At 59.8% G+C, this 21,541-nt stretch carries 25 protein-coding genes; 16 read left to right on the top strand and 9 right to left on the bottom strand.

The window, feature by feature from the left end; genetic code table 11:
- Positions 1–103 precede the first annotated feature (103 nt).
- The 6 genes from ACGSLL_RS08880 (at position 104) to ACGSLL_RS08855 (ending at position 5,519) form a co-directional block, all read left to right on the top strand.
- Positions 104–1,597, top strand: coding sequence for an acetyl-CoA hydrolase/transferase family protein (locus ACGSLL_RS08880; RefSeq protein ID WP_394504980.1), 1,494 nt, complete (start codon positions 104–106; stop codon positions 1,595–1,597).
- 321 nt (positions 1,598–1,918) lie between these two features.
- Entirely contained in the window at positions 1,919–2,134 is a 216-nt protein-coding gene (locus ACGSLL_RS08875; RefSeq protein WP_011058498.1) for a DUF1127 domain-containing protein, read from the top strand.
- Positions 2,135–2,468: 334 nt separating this feature from the next.
- Entirely contained in the window at positions 2,469–2,786 is a 318-nt protein-coding gene (locus ACGSLL_RS08870) for a DUF2388 domain-containing protein (protein ID WP_258450996.1), read from the top strand.
- A gap of 109 nt (positions 2,787–2,895) precedes the next feature.
- The gene (locus ACGSLL_RS08865) at positions 2,896–3,213 is read left to right on the top strand and encodes a DUF2388 domain-containing protein (RefSeq protein WP_258450997.1); all 318 of its coding nucleotides are present in this window, start codon (positions 2,896–2,898) and stop codon (positions 3,211–3,213) included.
- A 27-nt stretch (positions 3,214–3,240) separates the two neighbouring features.
- Positions 3,241–3,561, top strand: a complete 321-nt coding sequence (locus tag ACGSLL_RS08860) for a DUF2388 domain-containing protein (protein ID WP_122604763.1) — start codon at positions 3,241–3,243, stop codon at positions 3,559–3,561.
- Positions 3,558–5,519, top strand: coding sequence for a DUF7844 domain-containing protein (locus ACGSLL_RS08855; protein ID WP_394504974.1), 1,962 nt, complete (start codon positions 3,558–3,560; stop codon positions 5,517–5,519). The genes ACGSLL_RS08860 and ACGSLL_RS08855 overlap by 4 nt, the downstream gene beginning before the upstream one ends.
- A gap of 68 nt (positions 5,520–5,587) precedes the next feature.
- On the opposite strand, the gene trpA is transcribed toward ACGSLL_RS08855, so the two are convergent.
- Both trpA and trpB read right to left on the bottom strand, forming a co-directional pair.
- Positions 5,588–6,397 (bottom strand): tryptophan synthase subunit alpha, encoded by an 810-nt coding sequence (gene trpA / locus ACGSLL_RS08850; protein ID WP_394504971.1) that lies wholly within the window; start codon positions 6,395–6,397, stop codon positions 5,588–5,590.
- A complete protein-coding gene (gene trpB / locus ACGSLL_RS08845; RefSeq protein ID WP_394504968.1) occupies positions 6,397–7,629 on the bottom strand; it encodes a tryptophan synthase subunit beta in 1,233 nt (410 codons plus the stop codon). Before trpB ends, trpA begins: the two co-directional genes overlap by 1 nt.
- A 114-nt stretch (positions 7,630–7,743) precedes the next feature.
- Here trpB and ACGSLL_RS08840 point away from each other — a divergent pair, with 114 nt between their 5' ends.
- Positions 7,744–8,661, top strand: a complete 918-nt coding sequence (locus ACGSLL_RS08840) for a LysR family transcriptional regulator (protein WP_394504965.1) — start codon at positions 7,744–7,746, stop codon at positions 8,659–8,661.
- Here ACGSLL_RS08840 and ACGSLL_RS08835 read toward each other — a convergent pair.
- The gene (locus tag ACGSLL_RS08835) at positions 8,634–8,960 is read right to left on the bottom strand and encodes an ElaB/YgaM/YqjD family protein (protein ID WP_039757078.1); all 327 of its coding nucleotides are present in this window, start codon (positions 8,958–8,960) and stop codon (positions 8,634–8,636) included. The genes ACGSLL_RS08840 and ACGSLL_RS08835 overlap by 28 nt on opposite strands.
- Before the next feature lie 165 nt (positions 8,961–9,125).
- Here ACGSLL_RS08835 and ACGSLL_RS08830 point away from each other — a divergent pair, with 165 nt between their 5' ends.
- Together ACGSLL_RS08830 and ACGSLL_RS08825 are read left to right on the top strand one after the other, a co-directional pair.
- The gene (locus ACGSLL_RS08830) at positions 9,126–9,341 is read left to right on the top strand and encodes a dodecin (RefSeq protein ID WP_090288024.1); all 216 of its coding nucleotides are present in this window, start codon (positions 9,126–9,128) and stop codon (positions 9,339–9,341) included.
- Between the two features lie 128 nt (positions 9,342–9,469).
- On the top strand, positions 9,470–9,691 hold the full coding sequence (locus ACGSLL_RS08825) for a DUF1161 domain-containing protein (protein ID WP_394504961.1): 222 nt from the start codon (positions 9,470–9,472) through the stop codon (positions 9,689–9,691).
- Between the two features lie 109 nt (positions 9,692–9,800).
- Here the strand turns inward: ACGSLL_RS08825 and ACGSLL_RS08820 are convergent, their stop codons facing one another.
- Positions 9,801–10,802: an LLM class flavin-dependent oxidoreductase gene (locus ACGSLL_RS08820; RefSeq protein WP_394504958.1), complete on the bottom strand. Its 1,002-nt coding sequence runs from the start codon at positions 10,800–10,802 to the stop codon at positions 9,801–9,803.
- 239 nt (positions 10,803–11,041) lie between these two features.
- Here ACGSLL_RS08820 and ACGSLL_RS08815 point away from each other — a divergent pair, with 239 nt between their 5' ends.
- On the top strand, positions 11,042–11,473 hold the full coding sequence (locus tag ACGSLL_RS08815; protein WP_016772308.1) for an OsmC family protein: 432 nt from the start codon (positions 11,042–11,044) through the stop codon (positions 11,471–11,473).
- Positions 11,474–11,704: 231 nt separating this feature from the next.
- On the top strand, positions 11,705–11,944 hold the full coding sequence (locus ACGSLL_RS08810) for a DUF1161 domain-containing protein (RefSeq protein WP_394504953.1): 240 nt from the start codon (positions 11,705–11,707) through the stop codon (positions 11,942–11,944).
- Positions 11,945–11,948: 4 nt separating this feature from the next.
- Here the strand turns inward: ACGSLL_RS08810 and ACGSLL_RS08805 are convergent, their stop codons facing one another.
- Both ACGSLL_RS08805 and ACGSLL_RS08800 read right to left on the bottom strand, forming a co-directional pair.
- Positions 11,949–12,368: a PA0061/PA0062 family lipoprotein gene (locus ACGSLL_RS08805; RefSeq protein WP_394504951.1), complete on the bottom strand. Its 420-nt coding sequence runs from the start codon at positions 12,366–12,368 to the stop codon at positions 11,949–11,951.
- 40 nt (positions 12,369–12,408) lie between these two features.
- A complete protein-coding gene (locus ACGSLL_RS08800) occupies positions 12,409–12,831 on the bottom strand; it encodes a PA0061/PA0062 family lipoprotein (protein ID WP_203420208.1) in 423 nt (140 codons plus the stop codon).
- Between the two features lie 60 nt (positions 12,832–12,891).
- Between ACGSLL_RS08800 and ACGSLL_RS08795 the strand changes: the two genes are divergently transcribed.
- A complete protein-coding gene (locus ACGSLL_RS08795) occupies positions 12,892–13,971 on the top strand; it encodes an aminopeptidase (RefSeq protein ID WP_394504947.1) in 1,080 nt (359 codons plus the stop codon).
- Positions 13,972–14,072: 101 nt separating this feature from the next.
- On the opposite strand, the gene ACGSLL_RS08790 is transcribed toward ACGSLL_RS08795, so the two are convergent.
- Both ACGSLL_RS08790 and ACGSLL_RS08785 read right to left on the bottom strand, forming a co-directional pair.
- The gene (locus ACGSLL_RS08790) at positions 14,073–14,723 is read right to left on the bottom strand and encodes an HAD family hydrolase (RefSeq protein WP_394504944.1); all 651 of its coding nucleotides are present in this window, start codon (positions 14,721–14,723) and stop codon (positions 14,073–14,075) included.
- A 29-nt stretch (positions 14,724–14,752) separates the two neighbouring features.
- A complete protein-coding gene (locus tag ACGSLL_RS08785; RefSeq protein ID WP_394504942.1) occupies positions 14,753–15,298 on the bottom strand; it encodes a gamma carbonic anhydrase family protein in 546 nt (181 codons plus the stop codon).
- A gap of 89 nt (positions 15,299–15,387) precedes the next feature.
- On the opposite strand from ACGSLL_RS08785, the gene prlC reads away from it, so the two are divergent.
- The 3 genes from prlC (at position 15,388) to ACGSLL_RS08770 (ending at position 19,840) form a co-directional block, all read left to right on the top strand.
- Positions 15,388–17,439: an oligopeptidase A gene (gene prlC, locus ACGSLL_RS08780; RefSeq protein ID WP_394504939.1), complete on the top strand. Its 2,052-nt coding sequence runs from the start codon at positions 15,388–15,390 to the stop codon at positions 17,437–17,439.
- Positions 17,436–17,720, top strand: coding sequence for a YheV family putative zinc ribbon protein (locus tag ACGSLL_RS08775; RefSeq protein ID WP_394504937.1), 285 nt, complete (start codon positions 17,436–17,438; stop codon positions 17,718–17,720). Before prlC ends, ACGSLL_RS08775 begins: the two co-directional genes overlap by 4 nt.
- Before the next feature lie 92 nt (positions 17,721–17,812).
- Positions 17,813–19,840: a M3 family metallopeptidase gene (locus tag ACGSLL_RS08770; RefSeq protein WP_394504935.1), complete on the top strand. Its 2,028-nt coding sequence runs from the start codon at positions 17,813–17,815 to the stop codon at positions 19,838–19,840.
- A gap of 7 nt (positions 19,841–19,847) precedes the next feature.
- On the opposite strand, the gene ACGSLL_RS08765 is transcribed toward ACGSLL_RS08770, so the two are convergent.
- Positions 19,848–20,492 carry a phosphatase domain-containing protein gene (locus tag ACGSLL_RS08765; RefSeq protein ID WP_394504933.1) on the bottom strand — a complete coding sequence of 215 codons (645 nt, stop codon included), beginning with the start codon at positions 20,490–20,492 and terminating at the stop codon, positions 19,848–19,850.
- 300 nt (positions 20,493–20,792) lie between these two features.
- On the opposite strand from ACGSLL_RS08765, the gene ACGSLL_RS08760 reads away from it, so the two are divergent.
- Positions 20,793–21,539, top strand: coding sequence for a gluconate 2-dehydrogenase subunit 3 family protein (locus tag ACGSLL_RS08760; RefSeq protein ID WP_394504931.1), 747 nt, complete (start codon positions 20,793–20,795; stop codon positions 21,537–21,539).
- Positions 21,540–21,541: the final 2 nt, after the last annotated feature.

Genomic DNA, 21,541 nt, shown 5'->3' with positions numbered 1-21,541 from the left:
CCCGCGAAATAGACGCCTCGTTTGCGACCTTGGTAGCGGGACAGGCGCCCGTCAAATTCACTAGACTGCGCATCCTGCTACTCGTTGCCCGAGATTATAATCCATGTACCGTGACCGTATTCGCCTGCCTTCGTTGTTGGACAAAGTGATGAGCGCTGCCGACGCCGCCGCTCTGATTGAGGACGGCATGACCGTCGGCATGAGCGGCTTCACCCGCGCCGGCGAAGCCAAGGCCGTTCCTCACGCACTGGCCGAGCGGGCCAAGGTCACGCCGCTGCAGATCAGCCTCATGACCGGCGCCAGCTTGGGCAACGACCTCGACAAGCAACTGACCGAAGCCGGCGTGCTGTCGCGGCGCATGCCGTTTCAGGTCGACAGCACCTTGCGCAAGGCGATTAACGCCGGCCAGGTGATGTTCATTGACCAGCACCTGTCGGAAACTGTCGAGCAACTGCGCAACCAGCAACTGAAGCTGCCGGACATCGCGGTAATCGAAGCCGTGGCCATCACCGAACAGGGGCACATCGTGCCGACCACCTCGGTCGGCAACTCGGCGAGCTTCGCGATCTTCGCCAGACAGGTGATCGTCGAGATCAACCTGGCGCACAACGCCAACCTCGAAGGTCTGCACGACATCTATATCCCGACTTACCGCCCGACTCGCACGCCTATCCCGCTGGTCAAGGTCGACGACCGCATCGGCAGCACGGCGATTCCGATTCCACCGGAAAAGATTGTCGCCATCGTCATCACCCAGCAGTCGGATTCGCCGTCAACGGTATCCACACCCGATGTCGACACCAACGCCATCGCTGAACACCTGATCACCTTCTTTAAACAGGAAGTCGACGCCGGCCGCATGACCAACAAGCTCGGCCCGCTGCAGGCCGGGATCGGCAATATTGCCAACGCGGTGATGTGCGGCCTGATCGACTCGCCGTTCGAAGACCTGACCATGTATTCCGAAGTGCTGCAGGACTCGACCTTCGATCTGATCGACGCGGGCAAGCTGAGCTTCGCCTCGGGCAGCTCGATCACGCTGTCGGAACGCCGCAACAGCGATGTGTTCGGCAATCTGGAAAAATACAAGGACAAGCTGATCCTGCGTCCGCAGGAAATCTCCAACCACCCGGAAGTGGTGCGCCGCCTGGGCATCATCGGCATCAACACGGCGCTGGAATTCGATATCTACGGCAACGTCAATTCCACCCACGTCTGCGGCACGCGGATGATGAACGGCATCGGCGGCTCCGGCGACTTCGCGCGTAACGCGCATCTGGCGGTGTTCGTGACCAAATCGATCGCCAAGGGCGGTGCGATTTCCAGCGTGGTGCCGATGGTCAGCCACGTCGATCACACTGAGCATGATGTCGACATTCTGGTGACCGAGATTGGCTTGGCCGATCTGCGCGGCCTCGCGCCCCGCGAGCGCGCACGGGTGATCATCGATAACTGCGTGCACCCGGACTTCCGCCCGGCGTTGAACAATTATTTCACGGCGGCCTGTGCAATCGGCGGTCACACCCCGCACATCCTGCGTGAAGCCCTGAGCTGGCACATGAATCTGGAAGAAACCGGGCGCATGCTCGCGGTGTAATCACACAGATGCTCGCTGGTGCAAACACAGTTTGCGCCAGCCGAGATTGGCGAACTCTCTCCAGCTGTCAAAAACTGTACTGCTGTACCGGTCGTTTCCTACAGCAATCGCCTACTCCTTTCGCGCAACCGAGCGAAAATGCACTACTTAAGTGCAGACAGGTACAGTTTGCTCGATTTTGACCCGTACACCACCTATAAACAGTTAACTGGTCACTCACAATACAGTGCAACTGTATCTAGAGAGACTAGGCAAACGAGAGGATCATGGGCACCAGTCAAACCACTACCTGATCCCGCCACAAGCGGAAGGATGTCAACCATGGAACGTACACTCAGTTCCGAACTGTTTTTCGAAGACAAAGCTGAAAAAACTCAGGCTTCCCTGCCTCTGCGCGTTATCGCCAACCTGATGTTGTGGCAGCGCCGCATCTCCAGCCGCCATCAACTGGCTCGTCTGGATTCGCGTCTGCTGGCCGACGCCGGTATCAGCGAAGCACAACGCTACGAAGAGCTGAGCAAGCCGTTCTGGCGCTAAGCGGCGTCGCTGGCTCTGGTCGCCAAGACCCACCGCCAGCAACCCAAATTGAACAAGCAGAACCCGTCGTGGGAAACCACGACGGGTTTTGTCGTTTCAGCGCTTGGGAATTCTCCAAGCCCGATGAATTTCAGTCGAACCAGTACAATTCCCATAAATTGAATATTAAGCGCTACAGTTTCAGGTATCGATAGCCGCAGAGATAGCCATCACTGGGCGAATTCCGTGCGGCAGCCTAATATCCACACAGAACGTGGCGAACGTTAAGCATCTGGCGTCTGACTCCTCAGATACCGAGCCACCTCTCACTACGGTTTATCCAAAGGAGTTCCACATGACCCGTCTTCGTCTGCTCAGCGCCGCCGCCCTGCTGGCCGTGGCTGCCAACGCCAGCGCCACCAGCTTCATCGTGACCACCGATTCCATCGTCGGCGCTCTGAAAGCGTCCTCGGACGCGACTTCTGACGTCACTTCCTCCTTCCGCGACGACAAGATCGTTCTTGCCGCCCGTGACGACGCGGCGAGCTTCGTTGCCAGCCAAGGCGATATCCGCGGGGTGAAACTGGAAAGCGCGCTGGATCACATCCGTCACCAGGCGCCACAACTGGAAGCGACCGATGCGCAACTGGCCCAGGCCATCCTGACGCTGTAAAGCGCATCAAGCATTGCGGGACACGCCAGCCGTGTCCCGATGTTTCAACGCTGGCTCTGGCCTGGGCTTTTGCGCTAGCCTTCAGGCTCGTTAACAGTTGTCGAGTCCCATGCGCTTTCTTTCCAATCCGCTCATCTACTCTGCTTTTCTAACCGCCTGCTGGGCGACATCGGCCGGCGCCTTCGATGCGTTCAATGCCTCAACGCAGGGCACCGTTGTCAGCGCTTACGCGACCAGCATGGTGTCTTCTGCGCCGTTCGACCGTAAACTGCTGCTCGCCGCCCACGATGACGCGGCAGCCTTCGTTGCCAGTGACGGTGAATGGCGTGGCGCCCGGCTGGAATCCGCGCTGCACTACCTGCGCAAAAACCGGCCAAAACTTCATGCCAGCGACCTTGAACTGGCAGAAGCAATTCTCGTCCAATAGTTATCTTGCCCCTTTCGGAGTCGTTCCATGCGTAGCCCGCTGATTGCTGCCGCCCTTGGCCTGTTTTTGTTGGCCGATGTGGCCCAGGCGCACACCCTGGTAGCCACCAGTAACATCATCGTCCGTGCCTCCCAGCGCACCATCGATTTCACCTCCGATACGACCACGTCGATTCGCGATTCGAAAATCATCCGCGAAGCCCATGACGACGCCGCCAGTTTCGTCGCCACCAACGGCGATATCCGTGGCGCGCACCTGGAAGCTGCCATCAACACCTTGCGCACGCGCGTTCCGGAAGCGCGCGACGCCAGTGATCAGGTGCTCGCCGAAGCCATCCTCGCACTGTGAGGTCCATTGGCGCCTGGCTGCTGGCCGGGGCGTTGTTGCTGCTCGGCAACAGTGCTCACGCCAGCCTGCAATTGCGGCTCAAGACCGATGGCTTGAGCCCCGCCGAACAACAGGCCAGCCAGGCGCTGATCGATGAGGCCATGCACGAGTTGCCGCCGAGCTTCATCGAACGGCTGGATCGGCGGATCGACGTCGGCTGGACCGACGACATGCCCGCCAACGCCTACGGTCAGGCGACGCTGGTGGCTGAGCTCGACCTGAATCGAAAACTGCTCGCCGGGCTGACGGATGGCAGCGCCGCCAAAGAAAAAACCAATCGCCCCCACGGCACCGTGCGTCAGGAACTGCTCGCCACGGTGCTGCATGAAATCACCCACATCTATGACCGCGCCCGCCTCTGGCCGGATGCCGAGCGCACGCTGATCCAGCGCTGCACCCGGCGCTTCGACAGCGCCGGACTGATCGGCATGCCGGATGAATGTCGCGGGCAGAATGGCCGGCGCTTCACCCTCAGCGATGATCCGCGGCTGCTCGATCTGGCCGGCTGGCAGCAATACGTCGGCCGCCGGGGTGAACGTGAACAGCACAACCGGCAGATCGCACGCAGCCCTGATCTCTACGAAGTGTCGAGCCCCAAGGAGTTCGTCGCGGTCAACATGGAGTATTTCCTCCTCGACCCGAGTTACGCCTGCCGCCGGCCGGCGTTGTATCGCTATTACCGTGATCACTTCGGCTGGGCGCCGGAGGCCAAGGACACTTGCAGCAAAACCTTCGCCTTCCTCAATGCCGGTAACGACTTTGCCAAGCAGCCTTTGGGGCAGGTCGATCCAGAGCGGGTTTATGCCGTTGATTACCTGCTGGCCGAGGCCAATCAAAACTGGGTCAGCCGCTGGGGCCACAGCATGTTGCGCCTGGTGATCTGCGCACCGGGCCGCCCGCGCGGACCGGATTGCCGCCTCGATCTGGATCAGCACCTGGTGCTGTCGTACCGCGCCTTCGTCGGCGACGTGCAACTGTCGAGCTGGGACGGGCTGGTCGGCAAATACCCGTCGCGGCTGTTCGTATTGCCGCTGGCGCAAGTGATCGACGAATACACCAAGACCGAATTGCGCAGCCTTGCTTCGGTGCCGCTGAACCTGTCCCGCGAGGAAATCGAAGGCGTGGTCGAACACGCCGCCGAAATGCACTGGAGTTACGACGGCAACTACTTCTTCCTGTCGAACAATTGCGCGGTCGAAGGCCTGAAGTTGTTGCGCAGCGGCAGCAACAACGCGCAACTGGTCGGCCTCGACAGCATCATGCCCAACGGCTTGCTGGAGGTGCTTAAAGGCCGAGGTCTGGCGGACACCAGTGTGCTGGACGATCCGAAAGAAGCCTTGCGCCTCGGTTACCGCTTCGACTCGTTCCGCGATCGTTATCAGGCGATGTTCGACGTGTTGAAGAAGCAGTTGCCGATCAAACAGAACACCGTTGAGGAATGGCTATCGCTGTCCGCCGAAGAGCGTCGTGCGTGGTTCGAGCGTGCCGACTTGCGCACCAGTGCAGCGTTGCTGTTGCTTGAGCAGGCGAGTTTCCGTCGCCAGTTGTTGCTGGCGCAGGACGAGGTCAAGCAGCGTTACCTCGGTGCCCGCGAACTGGAAAACGGCGGCATGGACAAGGCCAACGCGACCTTGCAGGAAATTCTTGCCAACAGCGGCTTTCTCAGTCGCCCGGCGGAATTGCTCGATGCCAAGGGTTACGGCCTGCCGCAGCCGAACGAGTTCGGCCGGCTCGAAGCGGAAAGCAGTCAGCGGCAGAAAAAGCTGCTGGCCCTTTCTGGCGATCTGGATACCGAAGTGCGCAAGCTGCTGGAGCCCAAACGCGCCGCAGAGATTGCCGCCAGCGAGGCCAACGTGAAGCAGATCGGCGAGCATCTGCGCAAACTGCACAAGGCTTCGGGCGGACTTGAATTGCCCTAAAACAAAAAGGCTTCAGAACACTGTTCTGAAGCCTTTTTTATTGCGTCATCAGCCTGCGCTGATCCGGGTCAAACGCGAGCCTTGCGCACACCCTCCGACAGCGCCGCGCACAGGCTCAAGACACCGTCGACAGCCTGCGCGGGCGTATCGGCACTGGCAATGTGATCAATCAGCGCCGACCCCACCACCACACCGTCCGCCAGCCGCGCGATCGCCGCTGCCTGCTCCGGAGTACGGATGCCGAAACCGATGCTGATCGGCAGATCGGTATGCCGACGCAAACGGACCACCGCCTCTTCGACGTGCTCCAGCGTCGCCGCGCCGGCACCGGTCACACCGGCCACCGACACGTAGTAGACGAAACCGGAGCTGCCATTCAGGACCTTCGGCAGACGCGCGTCGTCGGTGGTCGGCGTGGTCAGGCGGATGAAGTCCAGACCTGCCGCCTGGGCCGGGTCGCACAGTTCGGCGTTGTGCTCAGGCGGCATGTCGACCACGATCAGGCCGTCGACGCCGGCGTCTTTGGCTTCGGCAATGAAGCGCTCGACGCCAAACTTGTGGATCGGGTTGAAATAGCCCATCAGCACCAGCGGCGTGTCGCTGTTGCCTTCGCGAAATTCACGAACCATCTGCAGGGTTTTCGCCAGATTCTGCTGAGCACCCAAGGCACGGATGTTCGCCAGCTGAATCGCCGGGCCATCAGCCATCGGGTCGGTGAAGGGCATGCCCAGCTCGATCACATCGGCACCGGCACCGGGCAAGCCTTTGAGGATCGCCAGCGAAGTGTCGTAGTCAGGGTCACCGGCCGTTACGAAGGTCACCAGTGCGGCGCGATTCTGTTCCTTGAGGTCGGCAAAACGGGTTTGCAGGCGGCTCATCAGTGTTTCTCCTGCTGGGAAGTTTCCATGTGGTGCATGACGGTCTGCATGTCTTTGTCGCCGCGACCCGACAGGTTGACGACCATCAGGTGATCCTTCGGCAATTTCGGTGCGCGTTTGAACACTTCAGCCAAGGCATGGGCGCTTTCCAGGGCAGGAATGATCCCTTCCAGACGGCAGCATTTGTGGAATGCCTCAAGGGCTTCGTCGTCGGTGACCGAGGTGTACTGAACGCGGCCGATGTCATGCAACCAGGCATGTTCCGGGCCGATGCCTGGGTAGTCGAGGCCGGCAGAAATCGAGTGCGCATCGATGATCTGACCATCGTCATCCTGGAGCAGAAAGGTACGGTTGCCATGCAATACACCCGGAACGCCGCCATTGAGGCTCGCCGCGTGCTTGCCGGTTTCGATGCCGTAACCTGCGGCTTCAACGCCGATGATCTCGACGCTCTTGTCGTCGAGGAACGGGTGGAACAGGCCCATGGCGTTGGAGCCGCCGCCGATGCATGCCACCAGGCTGTCCGGCAGACGACCTTCCTGGGCCTGCAACTGATCGCGGGTTTCCTTGCCGATCACAGCCTGGAAATCACGGACCATCGCCGGATATGGATGTGGGCCGGCAACGGTGCCGATCAGGTAGAACGTGCTGTCGACGTTGGTCACCCAGTCACGCAGCGCCTCGTTCATCGCATCTTTCAGCGTGCCGGTGCCAGCAACCACCGGAATCACTTCAGCGCCGAGCAACTTCATGCGGAATACGTTGGCCTGCTGACGTTCGATGTCAGTGGTGCCCATGTAGATCACGCAATCGAGACCGAAACGCGCCGCAACGGTCGCCGTCGCCACGCCGTGCATGCCGGCGCCGGTCTCGGCGATGATGCGCTTCTTGCCCATGCGCCGCGCCAGCAGGATCTGGCCGATGCAGTTGTTGATCTTGTGCGCCCCGGTGTGGTTCAGCTCTTCGCGCTTGAGGTAGATCTTGGCGCCGCCGCAGAACTCGGTCAGGCGTTCGGCGTAATACAGCGGGCTCGGACGTCCGACATAGTCACGCTGGAAGTAGGCCAATTCCTCTTTGAACGCAGGATCTTCCTTGGCCGCTTCGTATTCGCGCGCCAGATCGAGGATCAGCGGCATCAGGGTCTCGGCGACATAGCGGCCACCGAACGCACCGAACAGGCCGTTATCGTCCGGGCCGTTGCGCAGGTTGGAAGTGTGCGAAGTCTGGGTCATGGTGTGCTCCAGGTGAATTCGGGTCGAAAAACAATGACCACCACTCTACCCCTGACCTTCTACGCTGAAAACCGATAAGATCGCCGCAACCTGTCAGGAAAACTCACAAATACCATGAGCCAGGATCTTCCTCCGCTTAATGCCTTGCGCGCATTCGAAGCGACCGCCCGCTTGAACAGCGTCAGCCAGGCTGCTGAACAGCTGCACGTGACTCACGGCGCGGTCAGTCGGCAGCTGAAAGTGCTTGAAGAACACTTGGGCGTGAGTCTGTTCGTCAAGGATGGGCGCGGCTTGAAACTCACAGATTCCGGCCTGCGTCTGCGCGATGCCAGTGGCGAGGCGTTCGATCGCTTGCGCAGCGTGTGTGCGGAGTTGAGCCAGAACAGCGCCGATGCACCGTTTGTGCTGGGTTGCTCGGGGAGCTTGCTGGCGCGCTGGTTCATTCCACGCCTGGGACGATTGAACGCCGACTTGCCGGATTTACGTCTGCATCTGTCGGCCGGCGAAGGTGACCTCGATCCGCGCCGTCCGGGGCTGGATGCATTATTGCTGTTCGCCGAGCCACCGTGGCCGGCGGATATGCAGGTCTACGAACTGGCCGCAGAGCGCATCGGACCGGTGATGAGCCCGCTGTTCGCAGGCTATCAAACCTTACAAGCCGCGCCTGCTCAAGCGTTGCTTGAGGAGCCCTTGCTGCATACGACCTCGCGTCCACAAGCGTGGCCAAGCTGGGCGCAGCAGAACGACCTCGACGCCAGAGCGCTGAAGCTCGGGCAAGGTTTTGAGCATTTGTATTATTTGCTGGAGGCTGCGGTGGCGGGTCTGGGTGTGGCAATCGCGCCGGAGCCGTTGGTGACAGAAGACTTGAAGGCCGGTCGCCTGGTTGCGCCCTGGGGTTTTTGCCAAACCCCGGCGCAACTGGCGTTGTGGCTACCCAAGCGCGCCGCTGACGGACGCGCCCGGCAACTGGCGCAATGGTTGAAAAACGAACTGCGCCAGACCGATCACTCGCCGCGCTTGAACAGGAAATAAGCGGCGAGCAGGCCGATCGCACCGACCGCAACGCCGGCCGTGGTCCATGGGTGTTCCTGGGCGTAATCGCGAGTGGCAATGCCGGTTTCGCGGGTTTTCACTTTGACTTCTTCGTAAGCATCGCTGAGCAGATGACGCGAATGTTTCAGCGCACTTTCAGCATTGCTTTTCAACGCCTTGAGGGTCTTGCGCGACTCGTCCGAAGCGTCGTCTTTGAGGCTTTCCAACGATTTGAGCAGACTCTCGATCTCCGCTTCCATGCTTTGCAACGAGGCTTTGCGTAACGAGGTGTTGGCCATGGTGGCTCTCCTGCATTGGTGATGAGTGGCGTGTGTTGGTTGGGACTTCAGCGCATCGAGAAAGTGCAGAATTTCTGAACTTCGGCAGCGCAGCGCCGCCGAAATCAACAGAGCGAATCGCTGCTAGTCTCAATTCCACACGCCTTCCATCCCAAGGAGTTCGTTATGAGTGACCACCACACTTACAAGAAAGTCGAGCTGGTCGGCTCGTCCACCACCAGCATCGAAGACGCCATCAACAATGCGCTGGCCGAAGCCAACAAAACCTTGCGTAATCTGGAGTGGTTCGAAGTCACCGAAACCCGCGGCCACATCGAAAACGGCCAGGTCGCGCATTTTCAAGTAACGCTAAAAGTCGGTTTCAAGATTGCCAGTAGCTGAGTTTGGTCTAGTCTTCTGAACTTGCGCGCTGGCCGAGTGCCATAGGAATGGCAATGCGCTACAGGGTGGTCGCATCGAGCGAACGGCTCGGTGCCCGCCTCTTTAAATCCGACCAGGGAGTGCGACCGATGAAGAAGTTCATGTTGGCAGTAGGTTTGTTGAGCCTTGCGGGTGGTGCGTTCGCAGCCGGCAAGCCATGTGAAGAGCTGAAAAGCGAAATCGCGGCGAAGCTCGACGCCAAGGGCGTTTCCGGGTATTCGCTGGAAGTTGTCGATAAGGGCGCCGATGGCGGCGAAGTCGTTGGCACCTGCGAAGGCGGGACCAAGGAAATCGTCTACAAGCGCGGTTGATCGCGCCTGAAATACAAAAGCCGACGTGGATGCGTCGGCTTTTTTGTGTCCGGGATTTGGGTTTCCTGGTCCCTCTCCCTCCGGGAAAGGGCCAGGGTGAGGGCGCTTTTCAGCCTTTCATGACCTGCGCCAGCAATTCATAGGAATGCAGGCGATCAGCATGCTCATACAAGTCGCAGGTGAAGATCAGCTCATCCGCCTGGGTCTGTTCAACCAATACCTGCAACTTCGCGCGAATTTTCTCCGGGCCGCCGACCATCGCCAGGCCAAGGAAATCACCCACCGCTTCGCGCTCGTGTGGCAGCCACAGGCCATCCATGCTCTTCACCGGCGGACGCTGCACCAGGCTTTGCCCACGCATCAGCGCGAGAATGCGCTGGTACACCGACGTTGCCAGATAATCCGCCTGCTCGTCGGTGTCTGCCGCAACCAGCGGCACGCCGAGCATTACGTACGGCTTGGCGAGCACCGCCGACGGCTTGAAGTGGTTGCGATAAACGCGGATTGCCTCATGCATGAAACGCGGCGCGAAATGCGAGGCGAAGGCGTAAGGCAAACCGCGCTCACCGGCCAGTTGCGCGCTGAACAGACTGGAACCGAGCAGCCAGATCGGCACGTTGGTACCGGTGCCCGGCATTGCGATCACGCGCTGTTCGGGGGTACGCGGGCCGAGGTAGCGCACCAGTTCGGCGACGTCTTCAGGGAAATCGTCGGCACTGCCGGAACGTTCACGGCGCAACGCACGCGCGGTCATCTGATCGGAGCCAGGCGCGCGGCCCAGGCCGAGATCGATGCGCCCCGGATAGAGACTTTCCAGCGTGCCGAACTGCTCGGCAATCACCAGCGGTGCATGGTTGGGCAGCATCACACCGCCGGAACCGACACGAATGCTCGAGGTTCCGCCGGCCAGATAACCGAGCAGCACAGACGTCGCCGAACTGGCAATGCCATCCATGTTGTGGTGTTCAGCCACCCAGAAGCGTGTGTAGCCGAGTTTCTCGGCATGCTGCGCCAGGTCCAGCGAGTTGCGCAGCGACTGCGCCGGGCTGCCGTTTTCGCGCACTGGCACTAGGTCGAGGGTGGAAAATTTTACGTCGGACAGTTGTTTCATAAACCTGCATCTCCGGTGGGGAGGCAGGTTTTTCTTGCAAACGAAAACCTGCCAGATCCATAAGCGTGTTTCATGCAATGAGGGCATATACCCGAGTTTCAATAGAGGCGCAGAAATTTCCTACTAAAAAAGTCAACGATTCAGCCAGGCTGAACTTTGTTCCGCGGTCTATCCTCAGAAGCCTTGCTAGTGAAAATCACGACGGCGCGGCGTTCCGCGCCCTATATGAGGAGGCAGACATGGCTATCGTGAAAAAGGCATCGGCGCATTGGGAAGGAGATCTGAAAACCGGTCTGGGCTCGATTTCCACCGAGACTGGCGTGCTCAGAGAAGCACCTTACGGTTTCAAGGCGCGCTTCGAAGGCGGCAAGGGCACCAACCCGGAAGAACTGATCGGCGCCGCGCATGCCGGCTGCTTCTCCATGGCGTTTTCGATGATTCTCGGTGATGCGGGTCTGAAAGCCGACAGCATTGATACCAACGCTGAAGTGACGCTGGATCAGGTGGACGGCGGGTTTGCGATCACTGCGGTGAAGCTGATTCTCAAGGCGAAGATTCCCGGTGCGACCCAGCAGCAGTTTGAGGAATTGAGCAACAAGGCCAAGGAAGGTTGCCCGGTTTCCAAGGTACTGAATGCGAAGATTACCCTGGAGGCTTCGCTGGTCAGCTGATTTGCACGGTTGATTCAGCGTTGGCAGTGCCGACGCCTTCGCGAGCAGGCTCGCTCCCACAGAGGAAACTCGATCCCTGTGGGAGCGAGCCTGCTCGCGATGGCGATATGAGAACCGCGCAAAAAATCGAAGGTGTGAGCAAAGTCAGAACCCGCTCTGTAGAAATGTGGTCGAATAACTGACAGCAGCTTCAGCGCACGCCCGTGCGCGCTGCCTCAAGGAGCTTCATCGATGAAACGTATTGGCTTGGCGATCCTTTGCAGTGCACTGGCCACGTCCGCTATCGCAGCCCCCAAGAACTGCGAAGTACTCAGAAAGGAAATTGAAATCAAGATTCAGGCGAAGGCGATCCCGTCGTACACCTTGGAAATCATCACGGCGGAAGAGGCCAAGCAGCACGACTCAGCCATGATTGTCGGTTCTTGCGAGAACGGCACCAAGCGGATCATCTACCAGAAAAACGACAGCTGACCCGCTAGATGATGCAGTTGAACTCGCGATCTTCGGCAACGATTTCCCGTTTCGCGTTGTATAACCGCGCACTTGGCGTAAAGGCCAGTGAGCGCCCCTCGAGCAGATAACGCTGGCCCGCCTCGAAATGCTCGTAACGAATGGTCAGGTAGCACAAGCGCTCGACCGGGCCGGTCAGCAGGCTGCCGCCGCCGCCGAACACTTCGAAGTCGAAGCGCACGCGCAGTTCATGGCTGCCGGGGGTGACCTGAAAGAAACGCCCGTCGCTCAGGCGTTGGTTGTCCAGACGCTCGGCCATCAGCAATTTGCCACCGGGGCTTGGTGTCGAGAATTCGACCCAGGCCATTTTCGGATCGACCGGGGGCAGCGGCGTCTGGCACCCGGCGAGCAAAATGGCAATGAGCAACAACAGCACTTGGCGCATGATGAATGTCCACGGATCGGAACATTCAGCATAGCGTCGATCAGCTGCTCTGGCAGCCCGCCGGCGTGGCTTGGCCGACTACCTTGCGCTGTTCGTCATACAATTTGGCCCACGGCCGGAAGCCGATACTGCCTGCCTGCAATTGATAGCGCTGGCCGGCGTTGAAGTCCTTGAACTTGACGCTCAACCGGCAATCGCGCCAGAGCGGTTCAGCCCCAGGGCCGATATTGGTAGCCTCGACCGGGAACTGGTAACGCACCTTCAGTTCGTGGCTGCCGGGCTGCACTTCGAAGTAACGTTTGTCAACGGCCGCTTGGGTATCGACCTGCAACGCTTGCAGCGCCGTGTCCTGTTGTCGGGCGTCCAGATCGATCCAGGCTTGTGAGGGGTCAGGGTCGGGCATTCCGAATCCGGCACAACCGGCCAGCGTCAGCAGGCCCCCTGTCAGCATCAACTTGCGCATAGCGGTGCTCCTGAAGGCGGGATAGTCTTGCGAGCAGACTCTCTCGGGGAATTTCTTATTGTGATCAGGCCGTTTCCAAGCCTTGGGTTACTTGATCGTGTTTTCATGATTTTGTTTCCGAGCGTGTTGTTTTTGTTGCTCAACGGTTGTGCCAGCGTCAGCTATTACGGCCAGTTAGCCAGCGGTCAGTTGCAACTGCTGCACGCGCGCGAGCCGGTACAAAACGTGATTAACGACCCGAGCCGCGACGCGACATTGCGTGCCCATCTGGCGCAATCGCAAAAGGCCCGCTCTTTTGCCAGCGAACATCTGCACCTGCCGGACAACCAGAGCTACCGGCTATACGCCGACATCGGCCGGCCGTTCGTGGTGTGGAACGTATTCGCCACTGAAGAGTTTTCCCTTACGCCGCAAAATCACTGCTTCCCGATTGCGGGGTGTGTGGCCTATCGCGGCTATTACAGCCAGAGCGCGGCGCGGGGCGAAGCCGCGATCCAGCGTTTGAACGGAATGGACGTTTCGATTGGCGGCGTCGAGGCCTATTCGACACTCGGCTGGTTCAACGACCCGATTATCAACACGATGATGGGCTGGGGCGACGAGCGTCTGGCCACGCTGATCTTCCATGAGCTGGCGCATCAGCGCTTTTATGTAAAAGACGACACCGAGTTCAACGAGTCTTTCGCCACCTTCGTCGAGCAGGAAGGAACGCGGCAGTGGCGTGCGTTTCGAGAGCTTGCGGCGGAGTCAGGCGCGAGGCTCAAGCAGCGTGACCAGTTCATCAAACTGGTACTCGACACGCGTTCACGACTGGAAAAGCTCTATGCGCAGCCGCTTTCCGCGGAGCAGATGCGAGAGCGCAAAGCGGCAGAATTCGAGCGCTTGCGCCGGGAATATCGGGTTATGCGCGACGGTCAGTGGGCCGGGGACAAGCGCTATGACGCTTGGATCAATGCGCCGCTGAACAACGCGCGACTGTTGCCGTTCGGGCTGTATGACCAGTGGGTGCCGGCGTTCGCGCAGTTATTCAGGCAAGTCGGCGGGGATTGGCTGAGGTTTTATGCAGCGGTTGAGAAGCTGGGCAGGCTGCCGATCGCTGAGCGCAAGGTGGCGCTCAAGGCATTGGTAGAGCCTCAGTGAGGGGCTGAACAGGCCCCTTCGCGAGCAGGCTCGCTCCCACATTGGTCTTGTATAGGACGCAAATCCCTGTGGGAGCGAGCCTGCCCGCGAAGGCTATTTCATCAGCGCAGCAGAAACGCCTGATGCAACTCATCCAGCGTTGCAAAGTGATAAGCCGGTGCCTCGGCATTCAACTCCTCGAAACTGCCAAACCCATAGCCCACCGCCGCCGCATCCAGACCATTGCTGCGCGCGCCGATCAGGTCGTGCTTGCGGTCACCAATCATCAATGTCTGCGCCGGATCCAGCCCTTCCTCCTGCAGTAGATGCGCGATCAACTCAACCTTGTTGGTCCGCGTACCGTCCAGTTCGCTGCCGTAAATCACTTTGAAGTGCCGGGCAAAGTCGAAATGCCGGGCGATCTCGCGGGCAAAAACCCACGGCTTTGACGTGGCGATAAACAGCTGCCGCCCCTGCGCGCTCAGGGTCTCCAGCAACGGCGTCACCCCGTCAAACACCCGGTTCTCATACAGACCGGTGACCTTGAAACGCTCACGGTAGAAATTCACCGCCTCCCACGCCTTGGCCTCGTCGAACACATAGAACTGCATGAACGCCTGCAACAGCGGCGGGCCGATGAAGTGCTCCAGTTTGCTCAGATCCGGCTCATCGATGCCGAGTTTGCCAAGGGCGAACTGGATGGAACGGGTGATGCCCTCACGCGGATCGGTCAGGGTGCCATCAAGGTCGAACAGTACGGTCTGGTAATGCATGAATAATCCTGGGCAGTGGCGATTTCGCTTCAGAGTGTGTCGTAGCCTTCGGCCAGATGCAGATCCTTGAGCTTCACATAATTGCCAGCGCTGTAGGTGAAGAAGGCGTTTTCCTTCTCAGTGAGCGGGCGCACCTGTGTCACCGGGCTGCCCACGTACAGGAAGCCGCTCTCCAGACGCTTGCCCGGCGGCACCAGGCTACCGGCGCCAATGATCACGTCATCCTCGACCACAGCGCCGTCCATGACGATGCTGCCCATGCCGATCAATACGCGGCTGCCGACGGTGCAGCCGTGCAGCATGACTTTGTGGGCGATGGTCACGTCGTCGCCGATCAGCAACGGGAAACCTTCCGGGTTGAACGGGCCTGCGTGGGTGATGTGCAGCACACAGCCGTCCTGCACGCTAGTGCGTGCGCCGATACGGATGCGGTGCATGTCGCCACGGATCACGGTCAGCGGCCAGACGGAGCTGTCTTCGCCGATTTCGACGTCGCCGATTACCACTGCGGAGCCGTCGACAAACGCGCCTTTGCTCAACTGCGGGGTGTGTTGCTGATACTTGCGAAGGGCCACGATTAGTTCTCTCTCTGTCGCCGATAGCTGCGGTGAGTGGCGATTGTAATTAAGATGGGCGCATGTTTCTTCCAGCCAAGGTGCCAACCGTGAGCGTGAACAACCCTCTGCTGCAGTCCTACGACCTGCCACCGTTCTCCACGATCCGTGCCGAACACGTCCTGCCGGCCATCGAAAGCATTCTGGCCGATAACCGCGCGGCCATTGCCGAAATCCTCAAGACCCAAGTCAAGAACCCGACCTGGGCCGGCCTGGTATTGGCAATGGACGAACTCAACGACCGTCTCGGCGCGGCCTGGAGCCCGGTCAGCCACCTCAATGCCGTGTGCAACAGCGCCGAACTGCGCGAAGCCTACGAGTCGTGCCTGCCAGCGTTGAGCGCCTACTCCACCGAAATGGGCCAGAACCGCGAGCTGTTCCAGGCTTATGAAGCGCTGGCCAACAGCCCGGAAGCCGCCGGTTTCGACGTCGCGCAAAAGACCATTCTCGAACAGGCGCTGCGTGACTTCCGTCTGTCGGGTATCGATCTGCCGGAGGCCGAACAGAAGCGTTACGCCGAAGTGCAGAGCAAGCTGTCCGAGCTGGGCAGCCGTTTCTCCAATCAACTGCTCGACGCCACTCAGGCCTGGACCAAGCACGTCACTGACGAAGCCGCCCTCGCCGGCCTGACCGATTCGGCCAAGGCGCAAATGGCCGCCGCCGCGCAAGCCAAAGGCCTCGACGGCTGGCTGATTACCCTCGAATTCCCGAGCTATTACGCGGTGATGACCTACGCGCAGGACCGTGCGTTGCGTGAAGAAGTCTACGCCGCCTACTGTACCCGCGCCTCGGATCAAGGCCCGAACGCCGGCCAGAACGACAACGGCCCGGTGATGGAACAGATCCTCGATCTGCGTCAGGAACTGGCGAAGCTGTTGGGCTTCGCCAGCTTCTCCGAGCTGAGCCTGGCCACCAAAATGGCCGAGTCCAGCGATCAGGTGCTGAGCTTCCTGCGTGATCTGGCCAAGCGCAGCAAACCGTTCGCCGAGCAGGATCTCCAACAGTTGCGCGCCTACGCCGCCGAACAGGGCTGCACCGATCTGCAAAGCTGGGACAGCGGCTTCTACGGCGAAAAACTGCGCGAACAGCGTTACAGCGTCGCCCAGGAAACCCTGCGCGCCTACTTCCCGATCGACAAGGTGCTGAGCGGTCTGTTCGCCATTGTTCAGCGTCTGTATGGCATCGAAATCGCCGAGCTGAAAGGCTTCGACACCTGGCACCCGGACGTGCGCCTGTTCGAGATAAAGGAAAACGGCGAGCACGTCGGGCGCTTCTTCTTCGACCTCTATGCTCGCGCCAACAAGCGTGGCGGTGCGTGGATGGATGGCGCCCGTGACCGCCGTCGCACCGTCAACGGCGTACTGCAAAGCCCGGTGGCCAACCTGGTGTGCAACTTCACCCCGGCCGACAGTGGCAAACCGGCGCTGCTGACCCACGATGAAGTGACCACGCTGTTCCACGAGTTCGGCCATGGCCTGCACCACCTGCTGACCCGCGTCGATCATGCTGGCGTATCGGGTATCAATGGCGTGGCGTGGGATGCGGTCGAGCTGCCGAGCCAGTTCATGGAAAACTGGTGCTGGGAGCCGGAAGGCCTCGCGCTGATTTCCGGTCACTACGAAACCGGCGAGCCGCTGCCGCAGGATCTGCTGGAAAAAATGCTCGCGGCGAAAAACTTCCAGTCGGGCCTGATGATGGTCCGTCAGCTGGAATTCTCGCTGTTCGACTTCGAACTGCACGCCACCCACGGTGACGGTCGCAGCGTTGCGCAAGTACTCGAAGGCGTACGCGACGAGGTGTCGGTGATGCGTCCACCGGCGTACAACCGCTTCCCCAACAGTTTCGCGCACATTTTCGCTGGCGGTTATGCCGCCGGTTACTACAGCTACAAGTGGGCTGAAGTACTTTCCGCGGATGCTTTCTCCAAATTCGAAGAGGACGGCGTGCTCAATGCTGACACCGGTCGTGCGTTCCGCGAGGCGATTCTGGCCCGTGGCGGTTCGCAGGCACCGATGGTGCTGTTCGTCGACTTCCGTGGCCGTGAACCGTCGATTGACGCACTGTTGCGCCACAGCGGCCTGAGTGAGGACGCGGCAGCATGAGTGAGGGGCCTGTGATTACCAAAAAACGCTTTATCGCCGGGGCGGTTTGCCCGGCGTGCAGCGAGCCGGACAAACTGATGATGTGGAACGAAGACGGCGTGCCTCACCGCGAATGCGTGGCCTGCGGTTATTCGGACACGCTGAACGAGCAAGGGCTGTCGGTGCCCAAGGAATTGGGCACGCGGGTCAACACCAGTGCGCTCAAGCCGCCAGTGGACAAGAAGGTCCAGGCGGTGCAGTTTTTCCCCAATCCGAAGTTGAAGAAAAAATCTGACGAGTAAAATCGCCGCTGTGAGGTGGTATCCCGTTACCGCCTGATCTTCGCGCCTTGACCGTAGGCTGAGTTTTTCAGCCTACGGTCAAGGAAGACGCGATGCCCCCTGCCAACCCCCTGCTGCAACGCTGGCAATTGCCAGCCTGGTCCGAGATACAAGCCGAACATCTGGTACCCGCCTTCGATGCCATTGTCGCTGACAACCAGCGGATCATTGCCGAAGTGATTGCTACGCAGACCGTACACCCGAACTGGGATGATCTGGTGATCGCCATCGACGAAGCCGACGCACGGATCGCCGAAGCCATCGCCATCGTCGAAGTACTCGACACAGTCAAAGGCGCTGATGCCGACTGGCTGGCGCAAAGCGCGCAATGCAGCCTGATCGCGAAGCGCTATCGCGCGCAGAAATTTGCCAACCTGGGGCTTTATCGCACATACCAAGGCCTGGAACGGAGCCCGATCGCCGCCAGCTTCGATGCGTTTCGCAAGGCGTCACTGGCCAAGACCCTGCTCGGCTTCCGTCAGACAGGTATCGAATTGCCCGCCGAGCAACGCGAGCGGCTAGCCGCGATCACCGTCGACATCGACCTTCAACAGCAATTGTTCCTGATCAATCTGGAGCGCAGCAACGCGGCCTGGACCCGACAGATCGACGAGTTCGCCACGCTGGATGGCCTGTCTGCCGCCTTCAAGGACCAGTTGCTGCTCAACGCGCGTCAGGCCGGAAAAACCGGCTGGTTGCTGACGCTCGATCGCAGCACCTACGAATACCTGATGAAAAACGCCAGCGACCGCCGTTTGCGTGAGGCGTACTTTGTCGCGTTCAACACCCGGGCCTCGGATCAGGGGCCGCATGCCGACCGCTTCGACAACGGCCCGGTCTTGCAAAAGCTGCTTGCGTTGCGCCATGAAGAAGCTCGATTGCTGGGCTTCGAAAGCTTTGCTCATCTGCGCCTTTCCCAGCAGATGGCTGCCTCGCCGGCTCAGGTCGAAGCTTTCCTGAAGCAGCAGATCGCGCACAATCAAGCCGTGCTGCAGCAAGATACGCAGGCCTTGCAGGCCTTCGCCGCAACCCGGGGCGTAGAACACCTTCAGGCCTGGGATTACGACTATTTCGCTGAACAATGGCGCCAGCAACATTCGGCCAGCGCACTCAAAGGCCTTCGCCAGTATTTCGCGCTGGACGAAACCCTAAGCCGGTTCTGCCAGTTCGTCGAACATCTGTTCGGGATCAAACTGACTGAGCGCAAAGACCTCAGCCATTGGCACGATTCGGTGCGGCTGGTGGAGGTCAGTGAATACGAGCAAGTCATCGGCTTTATCTACCTGGACCTCTTTCATCGCCAGGACGCACCCGACTACGCCATGACCCACACCGTGCGCGACCACCGTATCAATGCCGAAGGTCGGCCAGCTCAGCCGATCGCCGTTCTCCATTGCAATTTCCCGCCCATCAGCGGCGGACATCAGTACCTGCTGTCGCACAAGGGTTTGCGCGTGCTGTTTCATGAATTCGGGCATTGCCTGCAGCATGTGCTGATCCGCTCGCCGCACCATAACCTTTCGGGTATCTCGCAAATGGCGCGGGATTCGGGGGAGTTCGCCGGGCAACTGTTCGAGCAACTGAGTCTGTCGGAGGAGTTCCTACAGTGGCTGTCCACGCAGCACGAAAACCGCGTACCACTGAACCGCGCACAGATAACCTCGGCGCTGGCCGCCATCGCGGCCCACACCAGCCGCGACACCGCGACGCTGCTGCTCGAGTCTCTGCTTGATCTTGAGCTGCACCACAGCGAGGCCAATGGCCGCAACGTGCAGCAGTGCTTCGACGCGGTACTCCAGCAGATACCTCAACTGAACCTGCCGGCCTATTATCGGTTTGCCAACAGTTTCGATTACGTGGTGACCGGTTACGAAGCATCGGTGTATGCCTACAAATGGTCAGGTGTGCTGGCCAGCGAAGCGTTCAAGCGCGTGGAACGTGAAGGCGTGTTCAACGCACAGACCGGCAGGGATTTGCGCGACGCGTTTTTTTCCGGCAACTCGGTTTCGTTGCTGAGCGCGCTGGAGAAATTTCTCGGTGAGCCAGTGCGCACCGATCTATTTGCAGCGGTTGGGAATTGAACGCTGATTACTCGATGTGGGCGGACTTGAACCAGCTCTTCATTGAACAGGTGGCGAAGGCACTGGTGCTGCAATCGCCGTTGACCAGCGCTGTGCGCAACTTGTCGACATCCGCCTGCATCATGTAGCGAATGCCGTCCTTGAAGTGGGTGCTGTCACCGAAACCGCCCTGGGTCATTTCGCTCAGGGCGTCCTCTTTGCTCCAGCCCTGCACCACGACCCGGTACATCGCCGCCATCAGCCCGGTGCGATCAGAGCCGTGTTTGCAATGCATGAGCACCGGGCCGTTGGCTTCGGCCGCCTGAATGGCGCGCAAGGTTTTGAGCACGTCACTGTCGTCGACATGATTGGTGCGGTAAGGCAATTGCACTTGCGCGATGGCAGGCTCCACCAGCCAGCTGCGGTCATCGTCGGGAAGAAAGTTGATCACCGTGATGATCTTGAGACTCTTCAGCAGCGGCAGCGCACCACCGTCGGGCAAGGCGCTGCGATACAAGGTCGGCGACATCTGGAAAAGGTTGTACTGCACTTCGACCGGCTGCGCCCACTCAGCGGGGCGAGGCATCGACAGCGAATCCGCCTGAGCGGACGTCAGATGCAACAGGGCGACAAGCACCGAGCAAAGAACAGGAAAAACACGCACTCGAGACATGCTGGACTTGACCGTTTCGGAGGTTTCAGTGAGAGACGGCGCAGCTTCGCGGTTGACCGGTCAAAGCCCTGTGAGCCGCTTGTTAAAGAATTGTGAACGGCGTTTGATGACAAAAAATTCACTGAGCGCGCGGCTTTTTTCCATCGAGCCGGTTCATGCGGATGCTTAGCCTGCTACCATTTGTCACACGATGTTGCAGGCACGCTTGGCTTTTTCAGGCCAGAGCGCTGCCATCGCGACGAAAAATCCCAAGCCTTTCGCAGAATCGGCTCAATGCTAATGCCTGATGAGGTGCATCCCATGTCTGATGAAAATCGAGACAACCCGCGGCGTGAGTTTTTGCGCAAATCCCTGACCCTGATCCCAGTGGTCACCCTGGCCGGCAGCGGTCTGGGCAGCAGCGTGCTGCACGCCGCGCCTGAAACCGCGTCCGCCAAACCTGCAGCCCAGCCGGTTCGCTCGAAGGCCGGCGAGTACCAGCCCAGCTATTTCACCGCTGAGGAATGGGCATTCATCAATGCCGCGGTCGCGCAATTGATTCCCAACGATGCCCAAGGCCCGGGTGCGCTGGAAGCCGGCGTGCCGGAATACATCGATCGTCAGATGAACACGCCGTACGCCGCCGGTGCCCTGTGGTACATGCAAGGCCCATTCAATGCCGACGCCGCGCCGGAGATGGGCTGGCAGAGCAAACTGGTGCCCAAGGACATCTATCGTCTGGGCATCGCCGCCACGGATCAGTGGGCAAAAGCTCTCAACGGCAAAACATTTGCCGAGCAAGACAGCGCTACCCGAGACGATTTGCTCAAGCAGCTTGAAGCCGGCAAACCACAGTTCGACGCGGTGCCGGCGAAGATTTTCTTCAATCTGCTGCTGCAAAACACCAAGGAAGGTTTCTTCTGCGACCCGATCCACGGTGGCAATAAAGGCATGGTCGGCTGGACCATGATCGGTTTCCCCGGCGCTCGCGCCGATTTCATGGATTGGGTGGAGCGCAACGAGCAGTACCCCTTCCCGGCAGTGTCGATCCGCGGCGAGAGGGCGTAAGC

This window comes from Pseudomonas retamae (assembly GCF_043496865.1).
In the GTDB taxonomy this organism is placed as follows: domain Bacteria; phylum Pseudomonadota; class Gammaproteobacteria; order Pseudomonadales; family Pseudomonadaceae; genus Aquipseudomonas; species Aquipseudomonas retamae.
This window is presented reverse-complemented; position numbering and strand designations above follow the sequence as displayed.

Coding starts and splice junctions, on each gene's coding strand:
- ACGSLL_RS08880 (WP_394504980.1), top strand. CDS start 104: ATGTACCGTGACCGTATTCGCCTGCCTTCGTTGTTGGACAAAGTGATG.
- ACGSLL_RS08875 (WP_011058498.1), top strand. CDS start 1,919: ATGGAACGTACACTCAGTTCCGAACTGTTTTTCGAAGACAAAGCTGAA.
- ACGSLL_RS08870 (WP_258450996.1), top strand. CDS start 2,469: ATGACCCGTCTTCGTCTGCTCAGCGCCGCCGCCCTGCTGGCCGTGGCT.
- ACGSLL_RS08865 (WP_258450997.1), top strand. CDS start 2,896: ATGCGCTTTCTTTCCAATCCGCTCATCTACTCTGCTTTTCTAACCGCC.
- ACGSLL_RS08860 (WP_122604763.1), top strand. CDS start 3,241: ATGCGTAGCCCGCTGATTGCTGCCGCCCTTGGCCTGTTTTTGTTGGCC.
- trpA (WP_394504971.1), bottom strand. CDS start 6,397: ATGAGCCGCCTGCAAACCCGTTTTGCCGACCTCAAGGAACAGAATCGC.
- trpB (WP_394504968.1), bottom strand. CDS start 7,629: ATGACCCAGACTTCGCACACTTCCAACCTGCGCAACGGCCCGGACGAT.
- ACGSLL_RS08840 (WP_394504965.1), top strand. CDS start 7,744: ATGAGCCAGGATCTTCCTCCGCTTAATGCCTTGCGCGCATTCGAAGCG.
- ACGSLL_RS08835 (WP_039757078.1), bottom strand. CDS start 8,960: ATGGCCAACACCTCGTTACGCAAAGCCTCGTTGCAAAGCATGGAAGCG.
- ACGSLL_RS08830 (WP_090288024.1), top strand. CDS start 9,126: ATGAGTGACCACCACACTTACAAGAAAGTCGAGCTGGTCGGCTCGTCC.
- ACGSLL_RS08825 (WP_394504961.1), top strand. CDS start 9,470: ATGAAGAAGTTCATGTTGGCAGTAGGTTTGTTGAGCCTTGCGGGTGGT.
- ACGSLL_RS08820 (WP_394504958.1), bottom strand. CDS start 10,802: ATGAAACAACTGTCCGACGTAAAATTTTCCACCCTCGACCTAGTGCCA.
- ACGSLL_RS08815 (WP_016772308.1), top strand. CDS start 11,042: ATGGCTATCGTGAAAAAGGCATCGGCGCATTGGGAAGGAGATCTGAAA.
- ACGSLL_RS08810 (WP_394504953.1), top strand. CDS start 11,705: ATGAAACGTATTGGCTTGGCGATCCTTTGCAGTGCACTGGCCACGTCC.
- ACGSLL_RS08805 (WP_394504951.1), bottom strand. CDS start 12,368: ATGCGCCAAGTGCTGTTGTTGCTCATTGCCATTTTGCTCGCCGGGTGC.
- ACGSLL_RS08800 (WP_203420208.1), bottom strand. CDS start 12,831: ATGCGCAAGTTGATGCTGACAGGGGGCCTGCTGACGCTGGCCGGTTGT.
- ACGSLL_RS08790 (WP_394504944.1), bottom strand. CDS start 14,723: ATGCATTACCAGACCGTACTGTTCGACCTTGATGGCACCCTGACCGAT.
- ACGSLL_RS08775 (WP_394504937.1), top strand. CDS start 17,436: ATGAGTGAGGGGCCTGTGATTACCAAAAAACGCTTTATCGCCGGGGCG.
- ACGSLL_RS08770 (WP_394504935.1), top strand. CDS start 17,813: ATGCCCCCTGCCAACCCCCTGCTGCAACGCTGGCAATTGCCAGCCTGG.
- ACGSLL_RS08765 (WP_394504933.1), bottom strand. CDS start 20,492: ATGTCTCGAGTGCGTGTTTTTCCTGTTCTTTGCTCGGTGCTTGTCGCC.
- ACGSLL_RS08760 (WP_394504931.1), top strand. CDS start 20,793: ATGTCTGATGAAAATCGAGACAACCCGCGGCGTGAGTTTTTGCGCAAA.